Source organism: Flectobacillus roseus (genome assembly GCF_030056595.1).
GTDB classification, from domain to species: Bacteria; Bacteroidota; Bacteroidia; order Cytophagales; family Spirosomataceae; genus Flectobacillus; species Flectobacillus roseus.
On the sequence record NZ_JASHIF010000019.1, the window covers coordinates 70,232 to 86,640 of the forward strand.

Below are 16,409 nucleotides of genomic sequence, written 5' to 3' on the forward strand. Positions count from 1 at the left end.
TAAAGCGTCTCACTCAGATGTCAGCCACACATATCTATTGTGTAGCTGACATCTGAATTTTTAAAGTCATAACAATTCACCTATTATAGCTCCAATCGCCACAATAATGCTGAAAAGTTGATACAAAGTTTTAAAAAGGATTATATAAAGTCAGGAAGGATAAAAGGGGCTTGTTTTTTTATACCTTATGGCGGTAAGGCAAATGACTAAGCTAAGTCAGATTGAGCAACAGGCTCAAGTTTCGACGCTTGTCTATTTGTGTAAAGAATTTCTTGATAAGAAAGAGTTTTCAACATTCCTATCTTAATTCTTTTACGCACAGCTTGCGTTTCAGACTTATAAGTATTTTGCCCTCTCAATAATTCCTCTGCGATATTCGCAACAAGCAGCTCTACGGATTCAGGCGTTAAAATTACTGGCGAGTCTTTCATAACACTATTCTTTTGGTGGGTTGTGTGGTTAAAACAATCTTTTACACGAAATAGGAGAGAAATAATTGTTATTCAACTAGTTAACAACAAAGTTACAAAATTCGTTGCTTGACCGTTAACCAAAGATAGATTTTTTTAAAAGAGCTCCCAAAAATCATACCAAATCCTCACAGACTTTTTTCAATTTTGTACTGGCATAAATTGACCATGATTTGCTTCAATCTCAACCTAAAAATATGTTTTTCAAACCTTTATATATCTACAAAAATGCCTTTGGAGGACTCCCCAAAGTAGTGTGGCTCTTGTCGGCCATTATGTTTGTCAATCGCAGTGGGACGATGGTTTTGCCATTTTTAACTTTATATCTTACTCAAAAACTTCATTTCTCGGTAGCTGACGCAGGGATTGTCATGGCGTTTTATGGCACAGGAGCGTTATTTGGCACTTTTTTAGGTGGGAAACTAACCGATAAAATAGGTTTTTATCCTATCCAATTTTACAGTTTATTACTTTCAGGAATTGCTTTATTGGTTCTAATGCAATTAACCTCCTTGTACAGCATTTGTGCAGGGGTATTTATTTTCACAACACTTGGCGATACCTTTCGCCCAGCCAATGGCGCTTCTATTGCCTATTATAGCACACCCGAAAATCGCACACGCTCGTACACACTCAATCGTTTGGCTATCAACTTAGGTTGGTCTATCGGTGGCGGGATGGGCGGTATTTTGGCAGAGATGGATTACAACTATCTGTTTTGGGGCGATGGCGTAACCTGTATCGTAGCTGCCATTTTACTACGAGTATTCGTTAAACCTCCAGTAATTGACGCTACCGCCTCAAAGTCTACAGAAACTCATGTAAGTAATCTGCCCAATTCGGCTTACAAGGATAAGTTCTATTGGGTATTTCTGGTTTTGGTAGTCATGTATGCTATCCCATTTTTTCAACTATTTTCGCTAGAGCCTTTATATTTCAGAACAGTCATAAAGCTTTCTGAATCTAGAATTGGTGCTTTTATGGTTTTCAATGGTTTGTTGATTGCTACCACCGAAATGATATTTGTTCACACCATCGAAAAACGCTTACCTCGTCCTGTGTTGATAGCGATAGGTTTGTTGCTTACGGCTTGTTCGTTTTTTGTGCTCAATGTATCCACAGCCGTCATGTTTATATGGTTTTCGGTGGCTTTTAATACCATTGGCGAAATGTTTGCCATGCCATTCATGCAAACGTTGGTCGTGGATAGAGCCAACGAAAAAAATAGAGGCCAATATTTAGCGCTGTATTCAATGTGTTATTCAATTGCCCAAATCAGTGCTCCTACCATTGGTGCGCAGATTATCCAAAGATGGGATTTTGCGGAACTTTGGTATGTCATGGGAGGATTATGTTTGACTTCGATGCTTGGTTTTTTATTGCTACAAAAGTATTTTATTAAACATTCAAATTAATGCTGTCTTTACGTGTGAGTATTTGTCATATACAATCCCTAACTTAGCACCTCAAATACTCACTCTCAAATCATTCTGTTGATTGATTTTTATTACATGGAACTACTCATCATTTTTGTATTAATCCTTATCAATGGCATTTTTTCAATGTCAGAAATTGCACTTGTCTCTGCCCGAAAAGCAAGACTCGAATCTGCTGCGAAAAAAGGAGATAGCAATGCCAAAATTGCTTTGAGTATTGCCAATGAACCCAACCGTTTTTTATCTACAGTTCAAATCGGAATTACTCTAATTGGTATTTTGACAGGTATTTTTTCGGGAGAAAAAATGACTACCGATATCAAAGAGTTTTATGGGCAGTTTGAGTTAATCGCTCCTTATCAGCATACTTTGGCAGTAACAACAGTGGTTTTGTTAATCACTTATCTATCGTTGGTATTTGGGGAACTTGTTCCAAAGCGTATTGGACTCACCAATCCTGAGTTTATTGCCAAAACAGTGGCTCGTCCCATGAATATGCTATCGACGCTTACGGCTCCTTTTGTTTGGCTTTTGACTTTTTCATCAGATTTACTCATCAAAATTCTCAATATCAAACCCTCTACCGACAGTAAAGTAACCGAAGAGGAAATCAAAGCGATTGTGCAAGAAGGCACCGAAAGTGGCGAGGTTCATGAAATAGAACAAGACATTGTGGGGCGTGTGTTTAGTCTGGGCGATAGAAATGTATCATCGTTGATGACGCATCGCAACGATGTGGTATTTTTGAAAGCAAGTTATTCTTCCGACCGAATCAGAGAAGTGATTCATGAAGAATTGCATTCGCTATATCCTGTTTACGAAAAAGACAAAGATCATATTATTGGCGTAGTGCGTCTGAAGGACTTGTTTTTGCCTTTGAGTCAAACCGATTTTGATTTGAGCTTATATCTTTCGCCTCCACAATTTATTCTTGAAAATGCTTCGGCTTATCAAGCTTTACAGCGTTTTAAGGATAGTAAAATCCATTATGGGATTGTCATTGACGAATATGGTCAAACCCAAGGTATCGTAACGCTCAATGATTTGCTGGAAGCTTTGGTAGGAAACGTATCAGATTTTGACCACGATGGTTATCGTTTAGACAAGCGAGAAGACGACTCTTGGTTAATTGACGGACAGTATCCTTTGGTCGACTTTTTACAATTCTTTGATTTGCCTAATCATTTTCAAGAATACTCTTTCAATACAGTAGCTGGGTTAATCTTGAATGAATTGACGGATTTGCCACAACAAGGAGATACCATTATTTGGCAAAATATGAGTTTCGAAATTATTGATATGGACGGCGCTAAAGTCGATAAGCTTTTAATTAAAATCTTAAATGCAGAGGGGTAATTTGAATTTGAAAATTTGAAGATTTGGAGATTTGAAAATGCTATCATTTTTTCGGGAAAGTTCATCAAAAAAGCGGTCGGAAAAATAATTTCCGACCGCTTTTTTTGATACTAGAATGTTGGTTTTGACTCGGCTAAAGACGCAAACATTGCGTCTCTACTAAATACAGATTTTAACATAATCACTCATGCACTCAATCACCAATCACTCAATTAGGGATTATCTAAGAAATAAAACCTTTATCTCTTAAGATTTTATCCATCAATTTCTTATCGTTATCGTTTGAGAAAATGCTGAATGGCAAATAGATAAACTGATATTGACCCAAATCCAACACATAAGCTTCTTTTTCTTTTCTAGCAGTTTTGATCATATCCCATTTGATAACACCACCTTGTTCGTCTGTAATTTTCATCAAAATTTGACGACTATCAATTTCGTAGCGATATTTTTCAAAAAGTTGTTTGTATTGATCCAACTGCGTTACACCCGTAAATTGAATTGCCCAGAAAGCAACATAACCAATCGCTCCAATAAGAGTCAATACATAAATCCAGTAATTGTGATAAATACCTGTAATATTGAGCACCGCGTTCACAGCGATAAGTCCAAGTGGTACAAAACCCCAATACCATTGATTTTTGACCATTTGGCTCATATTAAGAGTAATAAACTTGTTTTTATCAAGCGCATACTTTTTTGTTTTGATAGCCAGTGGATTTACTGGCATTTGCACCATTCGTCTTTGCTGACCCTGTGCATATCCTTTTGCCATGTCGTTGTTCTTTATGCTTTATTGTAAATTATGCTATTGTTCGCAAACAGACTGCAAATGTACAAAAAATAAGCGTAGCTAAGTATTTTCACTTGCTACGCTGTCAATATTTCTTAACAAATCTACATTACGAGAGGATTCACTCCAAGTTATTTGTGCTAACCTCTACATCTCCAACACCTTCCAAAAGATTACTTTTCTTTTCTAAACTGAATACTTTCGACCAAAAACCTATCCTGATTTCTTTTGAGCAGGATATACACCGCATAATTCCCTCGATTGGTCTTGTACAGACCTCTGTAATACTGAGACAAAGAATTGGCACCTTGATGAACTAACTGAAAGTCTTGTGGTGGCCAACGTTTAAAGAATGACTTTAGAATGATTTCGGCGTGCGTTTGTGAAATCTCACTAAAATCAATTTGTTCAGCATCAATTAATAAATCCACATTCTCGTCAAACATCGAAGCTAGCTCACTTGCTTGACCTTGTTTGAGAGACGTAAGTAATTTTCCAACCGCAAAACTTTGTGGGTCAGCACCGCCCCACGAAGTCCAAAATATTAAAGTAAGAATAAATGAAAGTAGTATTTTCATGTTGTGTGTCAATATAACTGGATGAAGTTATATGACAGTGATTCCGCACAAATTGTGCCAGCCCTCCTGAAAGCATTTTTTTTTGAATATTATTTATCCAATTATCTAAAAATTTATCTTTCAAGTCTTAATATTGCGACTTGCAATTAGAATCGTCTCTATAATTGCTTAGAAAGAGCTATAGAGGTCAATAAAGTTTTAATATCTTCGTATCATGGAACTAACAGATAATCAAATACTAAACCAAACACAGGTACTTCAAAAAATCAAACGTATTGCGTTTGAGATATACGAAAACAATTTTGAAGAATCTGAAATTATCATTGCTGGTATCAAAGGACAAGGATATTCGTTTGCCAAATTACTTGCCGAAATGATTGGAAGTATCTCTCCAATCAAAGCCATTGCGGTACTTATTGATATGGACAAAGAAGTACCTAATCCAAGTATCACATTTGACTGTGAGGATAGCCTACTAGAGCAAAAAGCTATTGTTGTTGTAGACGACGTGTTGAATACTGGTCGTACTTTCGCTTATGGCTTATCACCGTTTTTGCGTTTGCATGTGAAGCGTCTTCAAACAGCCGTTATCGTGGATCGTGGCTACCATCGCTTTCCAATTGCCGCAAATTATATCGGATACGAATTATCTACAACGATAAACGAGCACGTAAAAGTTATCCTAGACAACCCTGATGAAGTTGGCGTTTATTTGAGCTAGAGATATTTAGTGATTGAGTGGTTATTGAAATACTCAACCATTTTGTAGAGATGTATGATTTTGTAGCTTCTGTCATTCTAGATATTACATGAGCGAGTATCGCTTTTAGAATACTCGCTCGCTCCAAGGACATCTCATTACTCTCAAGCAAAAGACTTTTCATTCTACCTCTACTTTTAGTAAACATGAAAATAGGAAGAACATTATTTTGGTTTGAAGATGGAGATGAATCTCTTAGTACGATAGGCCATAATTTTTATGGATTATCCATCCTATTAAATCGGCTTTTAAATGAGAAATATGATGGGAAATCAATACAATTTATAAATATCTATTTTAGAACTGAGAAAACATATGAATTACACCCAAATTCGCCCAAAGAAAAACACTATTATTATGGGGGGGGAGGAGGACATTTAAAATATAATGGTATTTTTGATAGAGTCGAGTTTATAAAATTAAATTGGAAGGAAATGAACATGCTTATTTGGGAAAAATCCTGTACATATCTTTCTCAATCAGCCAAGTTAATGAAGAACCAAAAATTACTTGAAGCGGTAGAATATGCATATAGAAAAGGTCTTGAAATAGATTTGAATCCAAATTATAAACATTTAACAAGTACATTTAATATTTCTGATAAGCAATATGTTGCCTCATTGTGCTTCAACTTCAAAAAAGCTGATATGTTCTCAAACATTACTGTAGAATGCGATAATGAAGTCATATTTGAGAAAGAGATTCACCAATCCAAAAATGCTCTTTTGTATTTCCTTGAGGTTTATAAATCTATTATTTTTGATGGGACTAGTATAGTTGTAAAAATGCCAAGAGATGTGGATTATTTACCAGTAAAAATTCCAGTATCTGAATTTCTCAAGAACCCATGAATCAATTAGTTTAGTTTGAAGAAATTTAAAAATTGCATAACATGTTATTTTTTGTTCCCCCACTTTGTGCCTCTGTGCCTTTGCACCTTCTCCACTATTAAAAGCTTTCTTCTAAAACCTTCATAAATTTTGGTAACTTTACTAGGGCATTTGATGTTACTCCATTAATGGCTTGGTGAATTATTCCTTTGCCTTTGCATTCAAATATATTCCTTATTTCATGTCCAACCTCACAGACAACACAGGCTATGAGCATATCGAAGTGCTCGGAGCAAGAGAACATAACCTAAAGAATATTGACCTCACTATTCCTCGCAACAAACTTGTCGTTATTACTGGCATCAGTGGTTCGGGGAAATCTTCATTAGCATTTGATACCATTTATGCTGAAGGACAGCGTCGTTATATGGAAAGCTTTTCGGCCTATGCCCGAAGCTTTATCGGTGGAATGGAGCGCCCCAATGTGGATAAAATCAATGGGCTTTCGCCTGTAATTTCGATTGAGCAAAAAACCACTTCTAAAAACCCTCGCTCGACCGTAGGTACTGTTACCGAAATTTATGACTTTATGCGTTTGTTCTATGCTCGCGCAGGAGAAGCATTTAGTTATTTGTCGGGCGAAAAAATGATTAAACAGTCGGTCGACCAAATTATTGATGTCATTCTGCATGATTATGATAATCAGAAATTAATCATTTTGGCTCCGATTGTCAAAGGTCGTAAAGGACATTACCGTGAACTTTTTGTGCAGATTGCCAAATTGGGTTATACCAAAGTACGTGTCGATGGCGTGGTGATGGATATTCAGCCAAAAATGCAGCTCGATCGTTTTAAAATACACGATATCGAGATTGTCATTGACCGTGTTGTCGTAAAAGCAGAAGACCGATTCCGTCTTTCACAGTCTGTTCAAACAGCCTTGAACCAAGGAAAAGGTTTGATGATGATTCGTGATGAAAAAGGTGAAGTGCGTAATTTCTCTAAATTTTTGATGGATCCTAAAACGGGGATATCTTACGACGAGCCTGCGCCTAATACCTTTTCATTTAACTCTCCTTATGGCTGGTGTCCTTGCTGTCAGGGCTTGGGAGTTGTTGAGGAAATCACAGAAGAAGCTATTCTTCCCGACAAAAGTCTCAGTATTAGCCGTGGAGCCATTGCTCCTATCGGTGAGTACCGTGAAATGTGGATTTTCAAACAATTAGAGGTTTTACTCAAACCATTTAAAGTAAGTTTGACTACTCCGCTTGACAAATTTCCCAAAGAAGCTGTCGAAATTATGTTGTATGGTTCTGACGAGCCTGTTCCTGTTCCTTCCAAAAAATATGAAGGTACAGAATGGAATACCAAGTACGAGGGAATTATCAATTTCTTGAAAAGACAACAAGAAAGTGGCTCGGATAAAATTCAAGAATGGCTCAAGGATTTTATGATGATTCGCACCTGTCCAGACTGTAATGGGGCACGTCTGAAAAAAGAAGCACTTTTCTTTAAAATAGATAATAAAAATATTGCAGAATTAGCACAGCTAGATGTTTCGGACTTAGCCAAATGGTTTGAAGGACTCGAAGAGCGCATGTCTGAACGCCAAAATGTAATCGGTCGTGAGGTTCTTAAAGAAATCCGCAAGCGTATCGGTTTCTTGACGGGCATTGGCTTGGAATATCTTACGCTCAACCGCCCACTCAGAACGCTTTCGGGTGGCGAGGCGCAGCGTATTCGTTTGGCAACCCAAATTGGTACGCAGTTGACCAATGTCTTGTATATCATGGACGAGCCAAGTATTGGTTTGCACCAGCGTGACAACGTCAAATTGATTCAAGCCCTCAAAGATTTGCGTGATTTGGGTAACTCTATCTTGGTAGTAGAACACGACAAAGATATGATGCTCGAATCGGACTATATCGTGGATATTGGTCCTGGTGCTGGTCGTCACGGAGGTTCGATTGTGGGTCAGGGAACACCTGAGGAGTTTTTGAAAAATAACTCGACCACTGCTAAGTTTTTAAGCGGCGAGACCAATATTGAAGTACCCAAACAACGCCGTAAAGGCAATGGCAATACCTTAGTCATCAAAGGTGCTAATGGCAATAACCTCAAAAATGTTACGTTAAAGCTTCCTTTGGGCAAGATGATTGCGATTTCTGGTGTGAGTGGTTCGGGTAAATCTACCTTGATCCACGAAACACTTTTCCCGATTCTTAATCGCCATTTCTTCAATAGCAAACGTGAACCTATGCCATTTAAGGCTGTAGAAGGTTTGGAGTTTTTGGATAAAGTAATCGAAGTAGACCAATCACCTATTGGTCGTACGCCACGCTCCAACCCTGCTACTTACACAGGAATGTTTTCGGATATTCGAACGCTTTTTTGCGAATTGCCAGAATCCAAAATTCGAGGTTACAAAGCTGGACGTTTTAGCTTTAACGTAAAAGGCGGTCGTTGCGAGGATTGTGAAGGTGCAGGGATGAAAAAAATCGAAATGGAGTTCCTACCTGACGTACATATCGCTTGCGAAACATGTAAAGGAAAACGCTTTAACAGAGAAACCTTAGAAGTGCGATTTAAAGGAAAATCCATTGCAGATGTACTGGATATGACGGTAGAACAGGCGGTAAGCTTTTTCGAAAATCAACCTAAAATTCAGCGTAAAGTTCAAACCTTACATGAGGTTGGCTTAGGCTATTTGACGCTAGGTCAGCAAGCAACAACCCTTTCGGGTGGCGAAGCCCAACGCGTAAAACTAGCAGAGGAACTTTCGAAAAGAGATACAGGTAAAACCATTTATATTCTCGACGAACCAACGACTGGTCTTCATTTTCAAGATATTAAAGCTTTGATGGAAGTATTACAAAAGCTTGTAGATAAAGGAAATACCGTGTTGATTATCGAGCATAATTTGGATGTCATCAAAGTATCCGACCATGTGATAGACTTGGGTCCAGACGGTGGTCGCAACGGTGGACAAATCATCGCTGAAGGTACGCCAGAACAAGTAGCTAAGGTGAAAGGTAGTTTCACGGCTAAGTTTTTGAAGGAAGAATTGAATGGGTAGTTTTTAACGGGTTATTTTATCTAAACTTCGAGATTGTCCTGCGAAACGTCTCGAAGAGCAATAGAAAGTTTAAAGGTAAGTGTAAATCAAGTAGAAATAGAGATTTAACAAAAAATATTAAAAACCATGAAATCAATAAGAAGAATCATTAGTATTGTATCAATCTTTTCTACCTCTATTATTTTATCTTTTGGACAAATTTCAAAAGATGAAAATTATCAGCCTACGAGTATTTCAGATTGTATTACTTATTTTGAAAATAAACTTCATCCAGACGTTATTGAAAAATATAAATACCTTGAAAATAATAATTCTCTCATTGAGAGTCGTTATTTCGATGCCTTATCAAGTTTTATATGGAAAAAATGGCTATCAAATAATAAAAGTCCTTTGTCTGTTTCTTTGAAAAAGAATAGGCCGTTAGGACCAGATGATGCTAATAATATTGTTAGGATTTTCATAAATCATCTAAAAAATTCTGATCAAAGTATTGATGAAAATTTAGAGTTTTCAGAACTTCCCCCTTTTTCAGAACAATCAAAAGAAAATGAAAAATTTAATGAAGAATTAGTTAGTTATTTCCTTAAAGGCTATGATGTTCAAAGTTTAGACCCAGGAAAATTAGATGACGTTCTTGAAACATATGAAGGATATGAGAGCCCTTCATTTATAGTGCTTTCAAAAGAACAAAAAAAGAAATCTCTATATCTAAAATCTTTCGTACCGTTACCTGTTCCTGAAATTGAAGGAATAAGTGAATTTCTTTGGGGTAATAATAATTTTTCCAAAATATTTTCAAGTGAATCAAAGGTTGGTTTTATTAATAAAAAAGGGCAAATTGTAATACCGATGGAATATGAAAGTGCTCAGATGATTGATAGTAAAGAAACAGATGTAGTAAAAAACCCTGTAATAGTTAAGAGAAATGGGAAATATGGTGTTGTTACTTCTAAAAATGAGCTTTTGATTCCCATTAAATATCAAGGACTTAGCTTCACGGGAAACCATTTAAATAAATCCGAAAAAACTTCACAATCGAAGGAAGACATTGTTTTATCTTTTGCAGAATCTGAACCAACTTGGAAATGGGGATTACTTGATATCAAAGGAAATGTTATAGTACCATTGGTTTATGATAGGTATTATGGGATTAGATTTGATAAAAATGGTAAAGAGTACTATATTTTTGAGCAAAATAGAAAATGGGGTGCTGTTGATTCAAGGAATAATATATTGGTTCCTTTCGACTTTATTAACGAATATGAGGTAGAGAGATTAGTCAATCTTAAATAATTAAAATTAGCACTCCCTCAGTAGCTCTCACCACGCTCTTCGAGATTTTCCTTCGGAAAATCTCGAAGAGCAAAAGTTATCCCCAATATTGAGACTAGGAGGATTTTATAAATTCAAAAAAGCGGTCGAAAAACAATTTTCGACCGCTTTTTTGATATTGGCTATGGCTAACTTGGCTCAAGACGTAAAGTATTACGTCTCTACTGCTAGCATACAAATTTTACCATAATAACTCATTGGTTCAATCACCAACTCACTCAATAGATAATGCCCTCCTATCATTATCTATATGCCTTCCATTTCGATTTGTCGGCTTATCTTACAAAATTTTAATTAATTTTAGCTTCGTTGTTTTGCCGACAACGACAAATCGTTGTGAAAACCATTTAACCAAAAACAATACTATCATGCAAAAACTTATTACAAAATTACATTTGATAATTCTGTGTATTTTATGCTCAACCTTGGCCATTACTGCTCAAAGTATAGAAGGCCGTTGGGATATTACCATTACGAAAGGAAATAAAAAATTCCCCTCTTGGTTAGAAATTAACCATTCTGGGGTAAAATACCTCAATGGGCGTTTTGTGGGTAGTGGCGGTAGTGCCAGACCTATCTCAATAGTATATTTCAAGGATAATAAAATGTCTTTCGCCATTCCGCCACAGTGGGACAGAGAGGATAAAGACCTTGTAGTAGAGGCTATCTTGAAAGACGGAAAATTGGAAGGAACAATGAATCAGCCTAATGGCGAGGTGGTAAATTGGGTGGGTGTAAAAGCACCAAAATTGATAAAGTCTAAGGAGCCTATTTTTGGAAAACCAATGCCTATTTTCAATGGTAAAAACTTAGACGGATGGGAAATTATTGGAAGAGAAGACCGTCCTGCCGCAGGCGAAAACCAATGGATTGTTGAGAATGGTGCTTTGAAAAGTCCAAAATCAGGTGCTAATATCCGAACAACAAAAACCTTCGGTGATTTCAAATTACACGTTGAATTCCGTGTGCCAGAGGGTAGCAATAGTGGTGTATATCTACGTGGACGCTATGAAGTACAGATTACGGACGGTTTCGGTATAGAACCATCTGCTATTGAACTGGGAGGAATTTATGGTTTTTTGAAGCCTTTAGAAATGCCAGCTAAAAAAGCGGGAGAATGGCAAAGCTATGATATTACCTTAGTCGGAAGAGTTGTGACTGTAGTGCTAAATGGTAAAACAACCATCTATAAAGCTGAGATACCAGGCATTACGGGTGGCGCGATTGATAGCAATGAGTCAGAAGCAGGACCAATTATGTTCCAAGGCGACCACGGACCAATTGAGTTTAGAAACATCACCATTGCAGTAGCAAAGTAATTTTCTTGATAGCATTTTTGGTAAATCCTTTATTTGTTACAAACAGATAAAGGATTTATTATTTAAAACAGTTTTTAGTTAAAAAACAAAACCTCACCTTGATACACGAAATACATTCCAACTTCGTAAATTTGAAAATCATCAACAAAAGTCGACCTCATGAACAAAAACCTTCAATCTCTTTACCAAATTGCCCAAAAACCTTCTCGTAAAATTATTGGTTTGATGTCGGGAACGTCGATGGATGGACTCGATGTGGCTCTTTGCGAGATTTCGGGTGCGGGCGAAAGTACAGAAGTTAAATTATTAGATTTTGATACCATTCCATACACCGAAGATATTAAAGAAGAAATTCGACAGGTTTTTGCCAAAGAAACCATCAACTTTCCACATCTAGCGATGCTCAACGAGTGGATTGGTGTATTGCATGCCAATATGATTTTGGAATGCCTCCAAAAATGGAATGTTTCACCCCAAGACGTTGACTTGATTGCTTCGCATGGGCAAACGGTGATGCACGCGCCAAAAATTTTGCATGGGATAGACAAATTCCCCAATGCAACCCTTCAAATTGGAGATGGCGACCATATAGCTGTCAACACGGGCATTATTACCATCGCTGACTTTAGACAAAAGCACGTAGCCGCAGGTGGCGAAGGTGCACCATTGGCTGTGTATGGCGACTATTTTATTTTTGGTAAAAAAGGTGAAAATCGCATTATGCTCAATATGGGTGGCATTGCCAACTTTACTTATTTGCCTGCCAATATGAATCCTGAAGAGGTTTTTGTAACCGATACTGGTACAGGCAATACCTTGCTCGATGCTTTTACCAGAACCTTCTACCCTAATATGGCTTATGACAAAGATGCTCTTTTGGCAAAACAAGGAATTGTCAATCAAGCTTTATTACATGCTTTGAAGGAGGATGATTTTTTCGAAAAACCTTTTCCAAAAACTACAGGCCCCGAATTATTTAGCAAAGCTTATGTATATCGTGCGCAAGAAGTAAGTGACACGCTACATATTCCGAGTCATGATTTATTGGCTACCCTCACACGCTTTAGTGCCGAGACGATTGCCGAAGCAGTGCATTCGCTTAATCTATCTAATCTTTCCGACTTCACAGTTTATACTTCGGGTGGAGGGATGCACAATCCTTTGCTAATGGAATGGCTTCAAGAGCTTATCCCCGCCAAATTTGCCAAAACCAATGAACTAGGTATCAATGGCGATGCCAAAGAAGCTGTATTATTCGCCATTTTAGCCAACGAAACAGTAGCTGGAGGCGAGTCTGACTTTGGTACTCGAAGAGGAATTCCTTCGGTGACAATGGGGAAAATTTCTTTTCCTTCTTAAATACGCTAGAATAATCTTTGGTCGATGCAACCTTTGGTTTGAGGTCTGCATCTAATAGACATAAAATATACTGTCATCAAATAAAGATTTTACTATGAAAAAGATTCTTTTCCTCGTTTCTATTGTATTGATTTCTTGCATTACTGTTGCTCAGGCACAAGTAGTAACCCAAAAACGTAATGTAGGCTCATTTAAAGGTATTCAAGTTTCGGGAGGAATTGATTTATACCTCACCCAAGGCAATACCGAATCGGTTAGCATTAGTGCAGCAGAAGATCGTCAAGATGATATTAGAGTAGATAACAATGGCGGCGTAATCCGCATATATATCGAAAACTCAAAATGGGGCTGGTTCAAATGGAACTCAAAACCTGTAAAAGCATACGTAACGGTAAAAGACCTCAATTCTATTTCGGCAACAGGTGGTTCGGATGTATATTCAGAAAAAAAGCTTGAATTAATAAAACTCACCATTCGTGCAACGGGTGGCTCGGATGTTAAATTAGAAATAGATGCCGACGAAATTGACTGTAGCACAACAGGAGGCTCGGATGTCACACTAGTAGGCAATACCACTGTTTTGAAAGCAAGCTCAACAGGAGGAAGTGATTTGAAAGCTAATAAACTACGTTCTAGTTTTTGTAGCGTATCGGCAACAGGTGGTTCTGACGCTTATGTTTGGGCTGAAAAAGAAATTAGTATTTCTGCTACAGGTGGCTCGGATGTGTATATTTCAGGCAATGCCAGAGTCGTAAAAAAGAGCGTAACAGGTGGGTCAGATGTTCACTAGGATATTGAGTGAATGGTGATTGTGTGAATGAGTAATTTTATTAAATGTCTCTGTTGTAGAGATGCAATGATTGCGCCTAAAAAAGTGTCATTTTGTATTATAAGTATAACAAAGGGGTCGGAAAACAATTTCCGACCCCTTTGTTATCGGTCAACAACAGAAACATTTTGCCTAATGCCTACCGCTAAAAGCCTAAAGCTCCTCTAGTACTTCAAATGCTGTATTTTCAATAAATCTAGGATTATTACTTTTCCCGAAGTTATTTCAATTAACCCTTCCTGTTTAAAATCTGAAAGTGTTCTTATCAGCGACTCGGTAGCTGTACCTGCAATTGATGCCAAATCCTCTCTCGAGAGCTGTACCACAATATCGCTTGTCTGATCTGGATGAATATGCTTGGCATAAAACACTAGGGACTCTGCTACCCTTTTTCTCAAAGAATTATAGGCCAACCCCAACAGATACTTTTCTTGTTGAATAATTTCTTGCGCCATCCATTGAATCAGCCCATTGGCCATGGCGCGGTTTTGATGGATAGCTTGTAAAAACAAATCTTTGGGCACATAGAGCAATTCAGTTTCCTCCAAAGCTACTGCTGTTTCGGCGTATGAACTAGCACTTAATAATGCCTGAATTCCTACAAAATCTCCTACTTTATAGAGACCAGTTACGAGTTCTTTACCTTCATTATTTTGTAAAATCACCTTGATTTTTCCTGACTGAACATAATATAAGCGAGTAGCGTCATCGCCTTCAGCATAGATTACCGATTTCTTTTTGTAATGATGTGGGCGTTTATCTTCTAACAATTGCTGTAAACCTTCGGTAAGATAGGCATAGTTAAAATTGTTGCTCATATGCACCTCCTCTACTGGAACAAGCGGTGCTATACCTTGCTGCTGATGCTCTACTTTGCTTAAACGAGTCTCTATGGCTGAAATCAACTCTACCTCATCGAAGGGCTTAGTCAAATAATCATCAGCGCCTAATTCCATGCCTTTCCTGAAGTCTCCTCTTTCTGACTTTGCCGTCAACAAAATCACAGGAATACTATTTAAAGTAGGATTTTTATGTAGAACTTTCAGCACACCATAGCCGTCCAATACTGGCATCATCAAATCACAAATCACCAAATCGGGTTGACATTGTAAGGCTTTCTCAACTCCAACTTTTCCATTTTCGGCGGTGTAAACCTCATAGTTAGACAATTCAAGAATTTCAGCAGTATTTCTCCGCAACTGGTCATCGTCTTCTATGAGCAATATTTTTTGCATGTTCTTGGGGATTTTTTACTCATTATCAACTTACAGACTTTCTTTTATTTCTTGCATAATCTTAGAAAGATAGAAATTCAAAGGTCTGTCTATAGAATTCTCATCCAATTTGCTCATACTCAAGGATTCTTCCAAAAGTGCAGTGAGCGTTTTCACATTTTCTAAAATCGACTGGATATGTTCTTCTTGTTTTTGCACATTCCCAATCTTATTGTATTTACTCAAAAGATTTGCCGATGACGATATAATGCCAAGCGGAGTTCTAAATTCATGAGAAGCAAAAGTAATAAATTGAGACTTTAGCTCATTAAGTCGATGCTCACGATGCAAGGCCTCAGATAACTCATATTGCGAACGCTCCAACTTGGTAAGAGTTTCGAGCAAGGCAGCAGTGCGGTACGAAATCACTTGATCAATCTGGTTTTTAAAATATTCACGACCTTTGATTCCGTTCTCTTTTTCAAATTGTAAAAGTTTCTCCAAATTAATGATACGAGTAATGAGATACGTTTGAGAATTATATTGAAAAGTATCAATGTTAATGATAGCCCAAAATGTGGTACCATCATGAACTTTACATTGTACTTCCTCCGACCATTGTGCGCCTTCTTCTAAGCTTTTTCGCAGCTTCGCATTTTGCTCACTTGTAATGGGGGTTTCTCGTACTTCAATACCATATTTTTCTGTAAACTCTTTCTCATCTCGAACTTTAAATAACTCTAAACCAGACTGGTTAACCAGCACAACTTCGTCGGTTTCATAGTTATAGATACTCACAAAAACATTTAAGTGAGTAAGCAAAGCTTCGAGTATTGCATCTTTGAGTGTTGGGTTAAGCATGAATTTAGGACTGGATATTAATTTATATGTGAATCGTTTTGGTCTTCTTCTATGATTTATACTCAGGGTATTTTAGGGCGTCTTTCCGCTAAAATCCAGCCTGATAACACAACACAATTTGACTAATATACAAAGAGATTTCTACAAAATTCAGATTCTCATCTATGATAAATCCTGACGACTATCATAATTAAAC

Annotated in this window: 14 protein-coding genes; 9 read left to right on the plus strand and 5 right to left on the minus strand. The window is 37.4% G+C overall.

Features of this window, described 5'->3' with window-relative positions:
• Positions 1-206 precede the first annotated feature (206 nt).
• On the minus strand, positions 207-431 hold the full coding sequence (locus tag QM524_RS19155; protein ID WP_095160792.1) for a hypothetical protein: 225 nt from the start codon (positions 429-431) through the stop codon (positions 207-209).
• A gap of 236 nt (positions 432-667) precedes the next feature.
• On the opposite strand from QM524_RS19155, the gene QM524_RS19160 reads away from it, so the two are divergent.
• Positions 668-1,885: an MFS transporter gene (locus tag QM524_RS19160; RefSeq protein WP_283345785.1), complete on the plus strand. Its 1,218-nt coding sequence runs from the start codon at positions 668-670 to the stop codon at positions 1,883-1,885.
• 96 nt (positions 1,886-1,981) lie between these two features.
• Positions 1,982-3,262, plus strand: coding sequence for a hemolysin family protein (locus tag QM524_RS19165; protein WP_283345786.1), 1,281 nt, complete (start codon positions 1,982-1,984; stop codon positions 3,260-3,262).
• Positions 3,263-3,485: 223 nt separating this feature from the next.
• Here QM524_RS19165 and QM524_RS19170 read toward each other — a convergent pair whose 3' ends face one another.
• Together QM524_RS19170 and QM524_RS19175 are read right to left on the minus strand one after the other, a co-directional pair.
• A complete protein-coding gene (locus tag QM524_RS19170) occupies positions 3,486-4,037 on the minus strand; it encodes a YcxB family protein (protein ID WP_205690772.1) in 552 nt (183 codons plus the stop codon).
• A gap of 191 nt (positions 4,038-4,228) precedes the next feature.
• The gene (locus tag QM524_RS19175) at positions 4,229-4,633 is read right to left on the minus strand and encodes a DUF4783 domain-containing protein (protein ID WP_095160795.1); all 405 of its coding nucleotides are present in this window, start codon (positions 4,631-4,633) and stop codon (positions 4,229-4,231) included.
• Between the two features lie 214 nt (positions 4,634-4,847).
• Here QM524_RS19175 and QM524_RS19180 point away from each other — a divergent pair, with 214 nt between their 5' ends.
• The 7 genes from QM524_RS19180 to QM524_RS19210 all read left to right on the plus strand — a co-directional run bounded on the left by QM524_RS19180 (position 4,848) and on the right by QM524_RS19210 (position 14,099).
• Positions 4,848-5,354 carry a phosphoribosyltransferase family protein gene (locus tag QM524_RS19180; protein ID WP_095160796.1) on the plus strand — a complete coding sequence of 169 codons (507 nt, stop codon included), beginning with the start codon at positions 4,848-4,850 and terminating at the stop codon, positions 5,352-5,354.
• Positions 5,355-5,539: 185 nt separating this feature from the next.
• Positions 5,540-6,244 (plus strand): hypothetical protein, encoded by a 705-nt coding sequence (locus QM524_RS19185; protein WP_283345787.1) that lies wholly within the window; start codon positions 5,540-5,542, stop codon positions 6,242-6,244.
• Between the two features lie 220 nt (positions 6,245-6,464).
• Positions 6,465-9,299: an excinuclease ABC subunit UvrA gene (gene uvrA / locus QM524_RS19190; RefSeq protein ID WP_283345788.1), complete on the plus strand. Its 2,835-nt coding sequence runs from the start codon at positions 6,465-6,467 to the stop codon at positions 9,297-9,299.
• A 126-nt stretch (positions 9,300-9,425) separates the two neighbouring features.
• Positions 9,426-10,592 carry a WG repeat-containing protein gene (locus tag QM524_RS19195; RefSeq protein WP_283345789.1) on the plus strand — a complete coding sequence of 389 codons (1,167 nt, stop codon included), beginning with the start codon at positions 9,426-9,428 and terminating at the stop codon, positions 10,590-10,592.
• Between the two features lie 407 nt (positions 10,593-10,999).
• Positions 11,000-11,950, plus strand: coding sequence for a 3-keto-disaccharide hydrolase (locus tag QM524_RS19200; RefSeq protein WP_283345790.1), 951 nt, complete (start codon positions 11,000-11,002; stop codon positions 11,948-11,950).
• Positions 11,951-12,109: 159 nt separating this feature from the next.
• Positions 12,110-13,309 carry an anhydro-N-acetylmuramic acid kinase gene (locus tag QM524_RS19205; protein WP_283345791.1) on the plus strand — a complete coding sequence of 400 codons (1,200 nt, stop codon included), beginning with the start codon at positions 12,110-12,112 and terminating at the stop codon, positions 13,307-13,309.
• 94 nt (positions 13,310-13,403) lie between these two features.
• On the plus strand, positions 13,404-14,099 hold the full coding sequence (locus QM524_RS19210) for a head GIN domain-containing protein (RefSeq protein WP_283345792.1): 696 nt from the start codon (positions 13,404-13,406) through the stop codon (positions 14,097-14,099).
• A 203-nt stretch (positions 14,100-14,302) separates the two neighbouring features.
• Here QM524_RS19210 and QM524_RS19215 read toward each other — a convergent pair whose 3' ends face one another.
• Both QM524_RS19215 and QM524_RS19220 read right to left on the minus strand, forming a co-directional pair.
• Positions 14,303-15,373 carry a response regulator gene (locus tag QM524_RS19215; RefSeq protein WP_283345793.1) on the minus strand — a complete coding sequence of 357 codons (1,071 nt, stop codon included), beginning with the start codon at positions 15,371-15,373 and terminating at the stop codon, positions 14,303-14,305.
• Positions 15,374-15,403: 30 nt separating this feature from the next.
• Entirely contained in the window at positions 15,404-16,213 is an 810-nt protein-coding gene (locus QM524_RS19220; RefSeq protein ID WP_166578321.1) for a PAS domain-containing sensor histidine kinase, read from the minus strand.
• Between the last annotated feature and the right edge of the window lie 196 nt (positions 16,214-16,409).

Coding starts and splice junctions, on each gene's coding strand:
- QM524_RS19155 (WP_095160792.1), bottom strand. CDS start 431: ATGAAAGACTCGCCAGTAATTTTAACGCCTGAATCCGTAGAGCTGCTT.
- QM524_RS19160 (WP_283345785.1), top strand. CDS start 668: ATGTTTTTCAAACCTTTATATATCTACAAAAATGCCTTTGGAGGACTC.
- QM524_RS19165 (WP_283345786.1), top strand. CDS start 1,982: ATGGAACTACTCATCATTTTTGTATTAATCCTTATCAATGGCATTTTT.
- QM524_RS19170 (WP_205690772.1), bottom strand. CDS start 4,037: ATGGCAAAAGGATATGCACAGGGTCAGCAAAGACGAATGGTGCAAATG.
- QM524_RS19175 (WP_095160795.1), bottom strand. CDS start 4,633: ATGAAAATACTACTTTCATTTATTCTTACTTTAATATTTTGGACTTCG.
- QM524_RS19180 (WP_095160796.1), top strand. CDS start 4,848: ATGGAACTAACAGATAATCAAATACTAAACCAAACACAGGTACTTCAA.
- QM524_RS19185 (WP_283345787.1), top strand. CDS start 5,540: ATGAAAATAGGAAGAACATTATTTTGGTTTGAAGATGGAGATGAATCT.
- uvrA (WP_283345788.1), top strand. CDS start 6,465: ATGTCCAACCTCACAGACAACACAGGCTATGAGCATATCGAAGTGCTC.
- QM524_RS19195 (WP_283345789.1), top strand. CDS start 9,426: ATGAAATCAATAAGAAGAATCATTAGTATTGTATCAATCTTTTCTACC.
- QM524_RS19200 (WP_283345790.1), top strand. CDS start 11,000: ATGCAAAAACTTATTACAAAATTACATTTGATAATTCTGTGTATTTTA.
- QM524_RS19205 (WP_283345791.1), top strand. CDS start 12,110: ATGAACAAAAACCTTCAATCTCTTTACCAAATTGCCCAAAAACCTTCT.
- QM524_RS19210 (WP_283345792.1), top strand. CDS start 13,404: ATGAAAAAGATTCTTTTCCTCGTTTCTATTGTATTGATTTCTTGCATT.
- QM524_RS19215 (WP_283345793.1), bottom strand. CDS start 15,373: ATGCAAAAAATATTGCTCATAGAAGACGATGACCAGTTGCGGAGAAAT.
- QM524_RS19220 (WP_166578321.1), bottom strand. CDS start 16,213: ATGCTTAACCCAACACTCAAAGATGCAATACTCGAAGCTTTGCTTACT.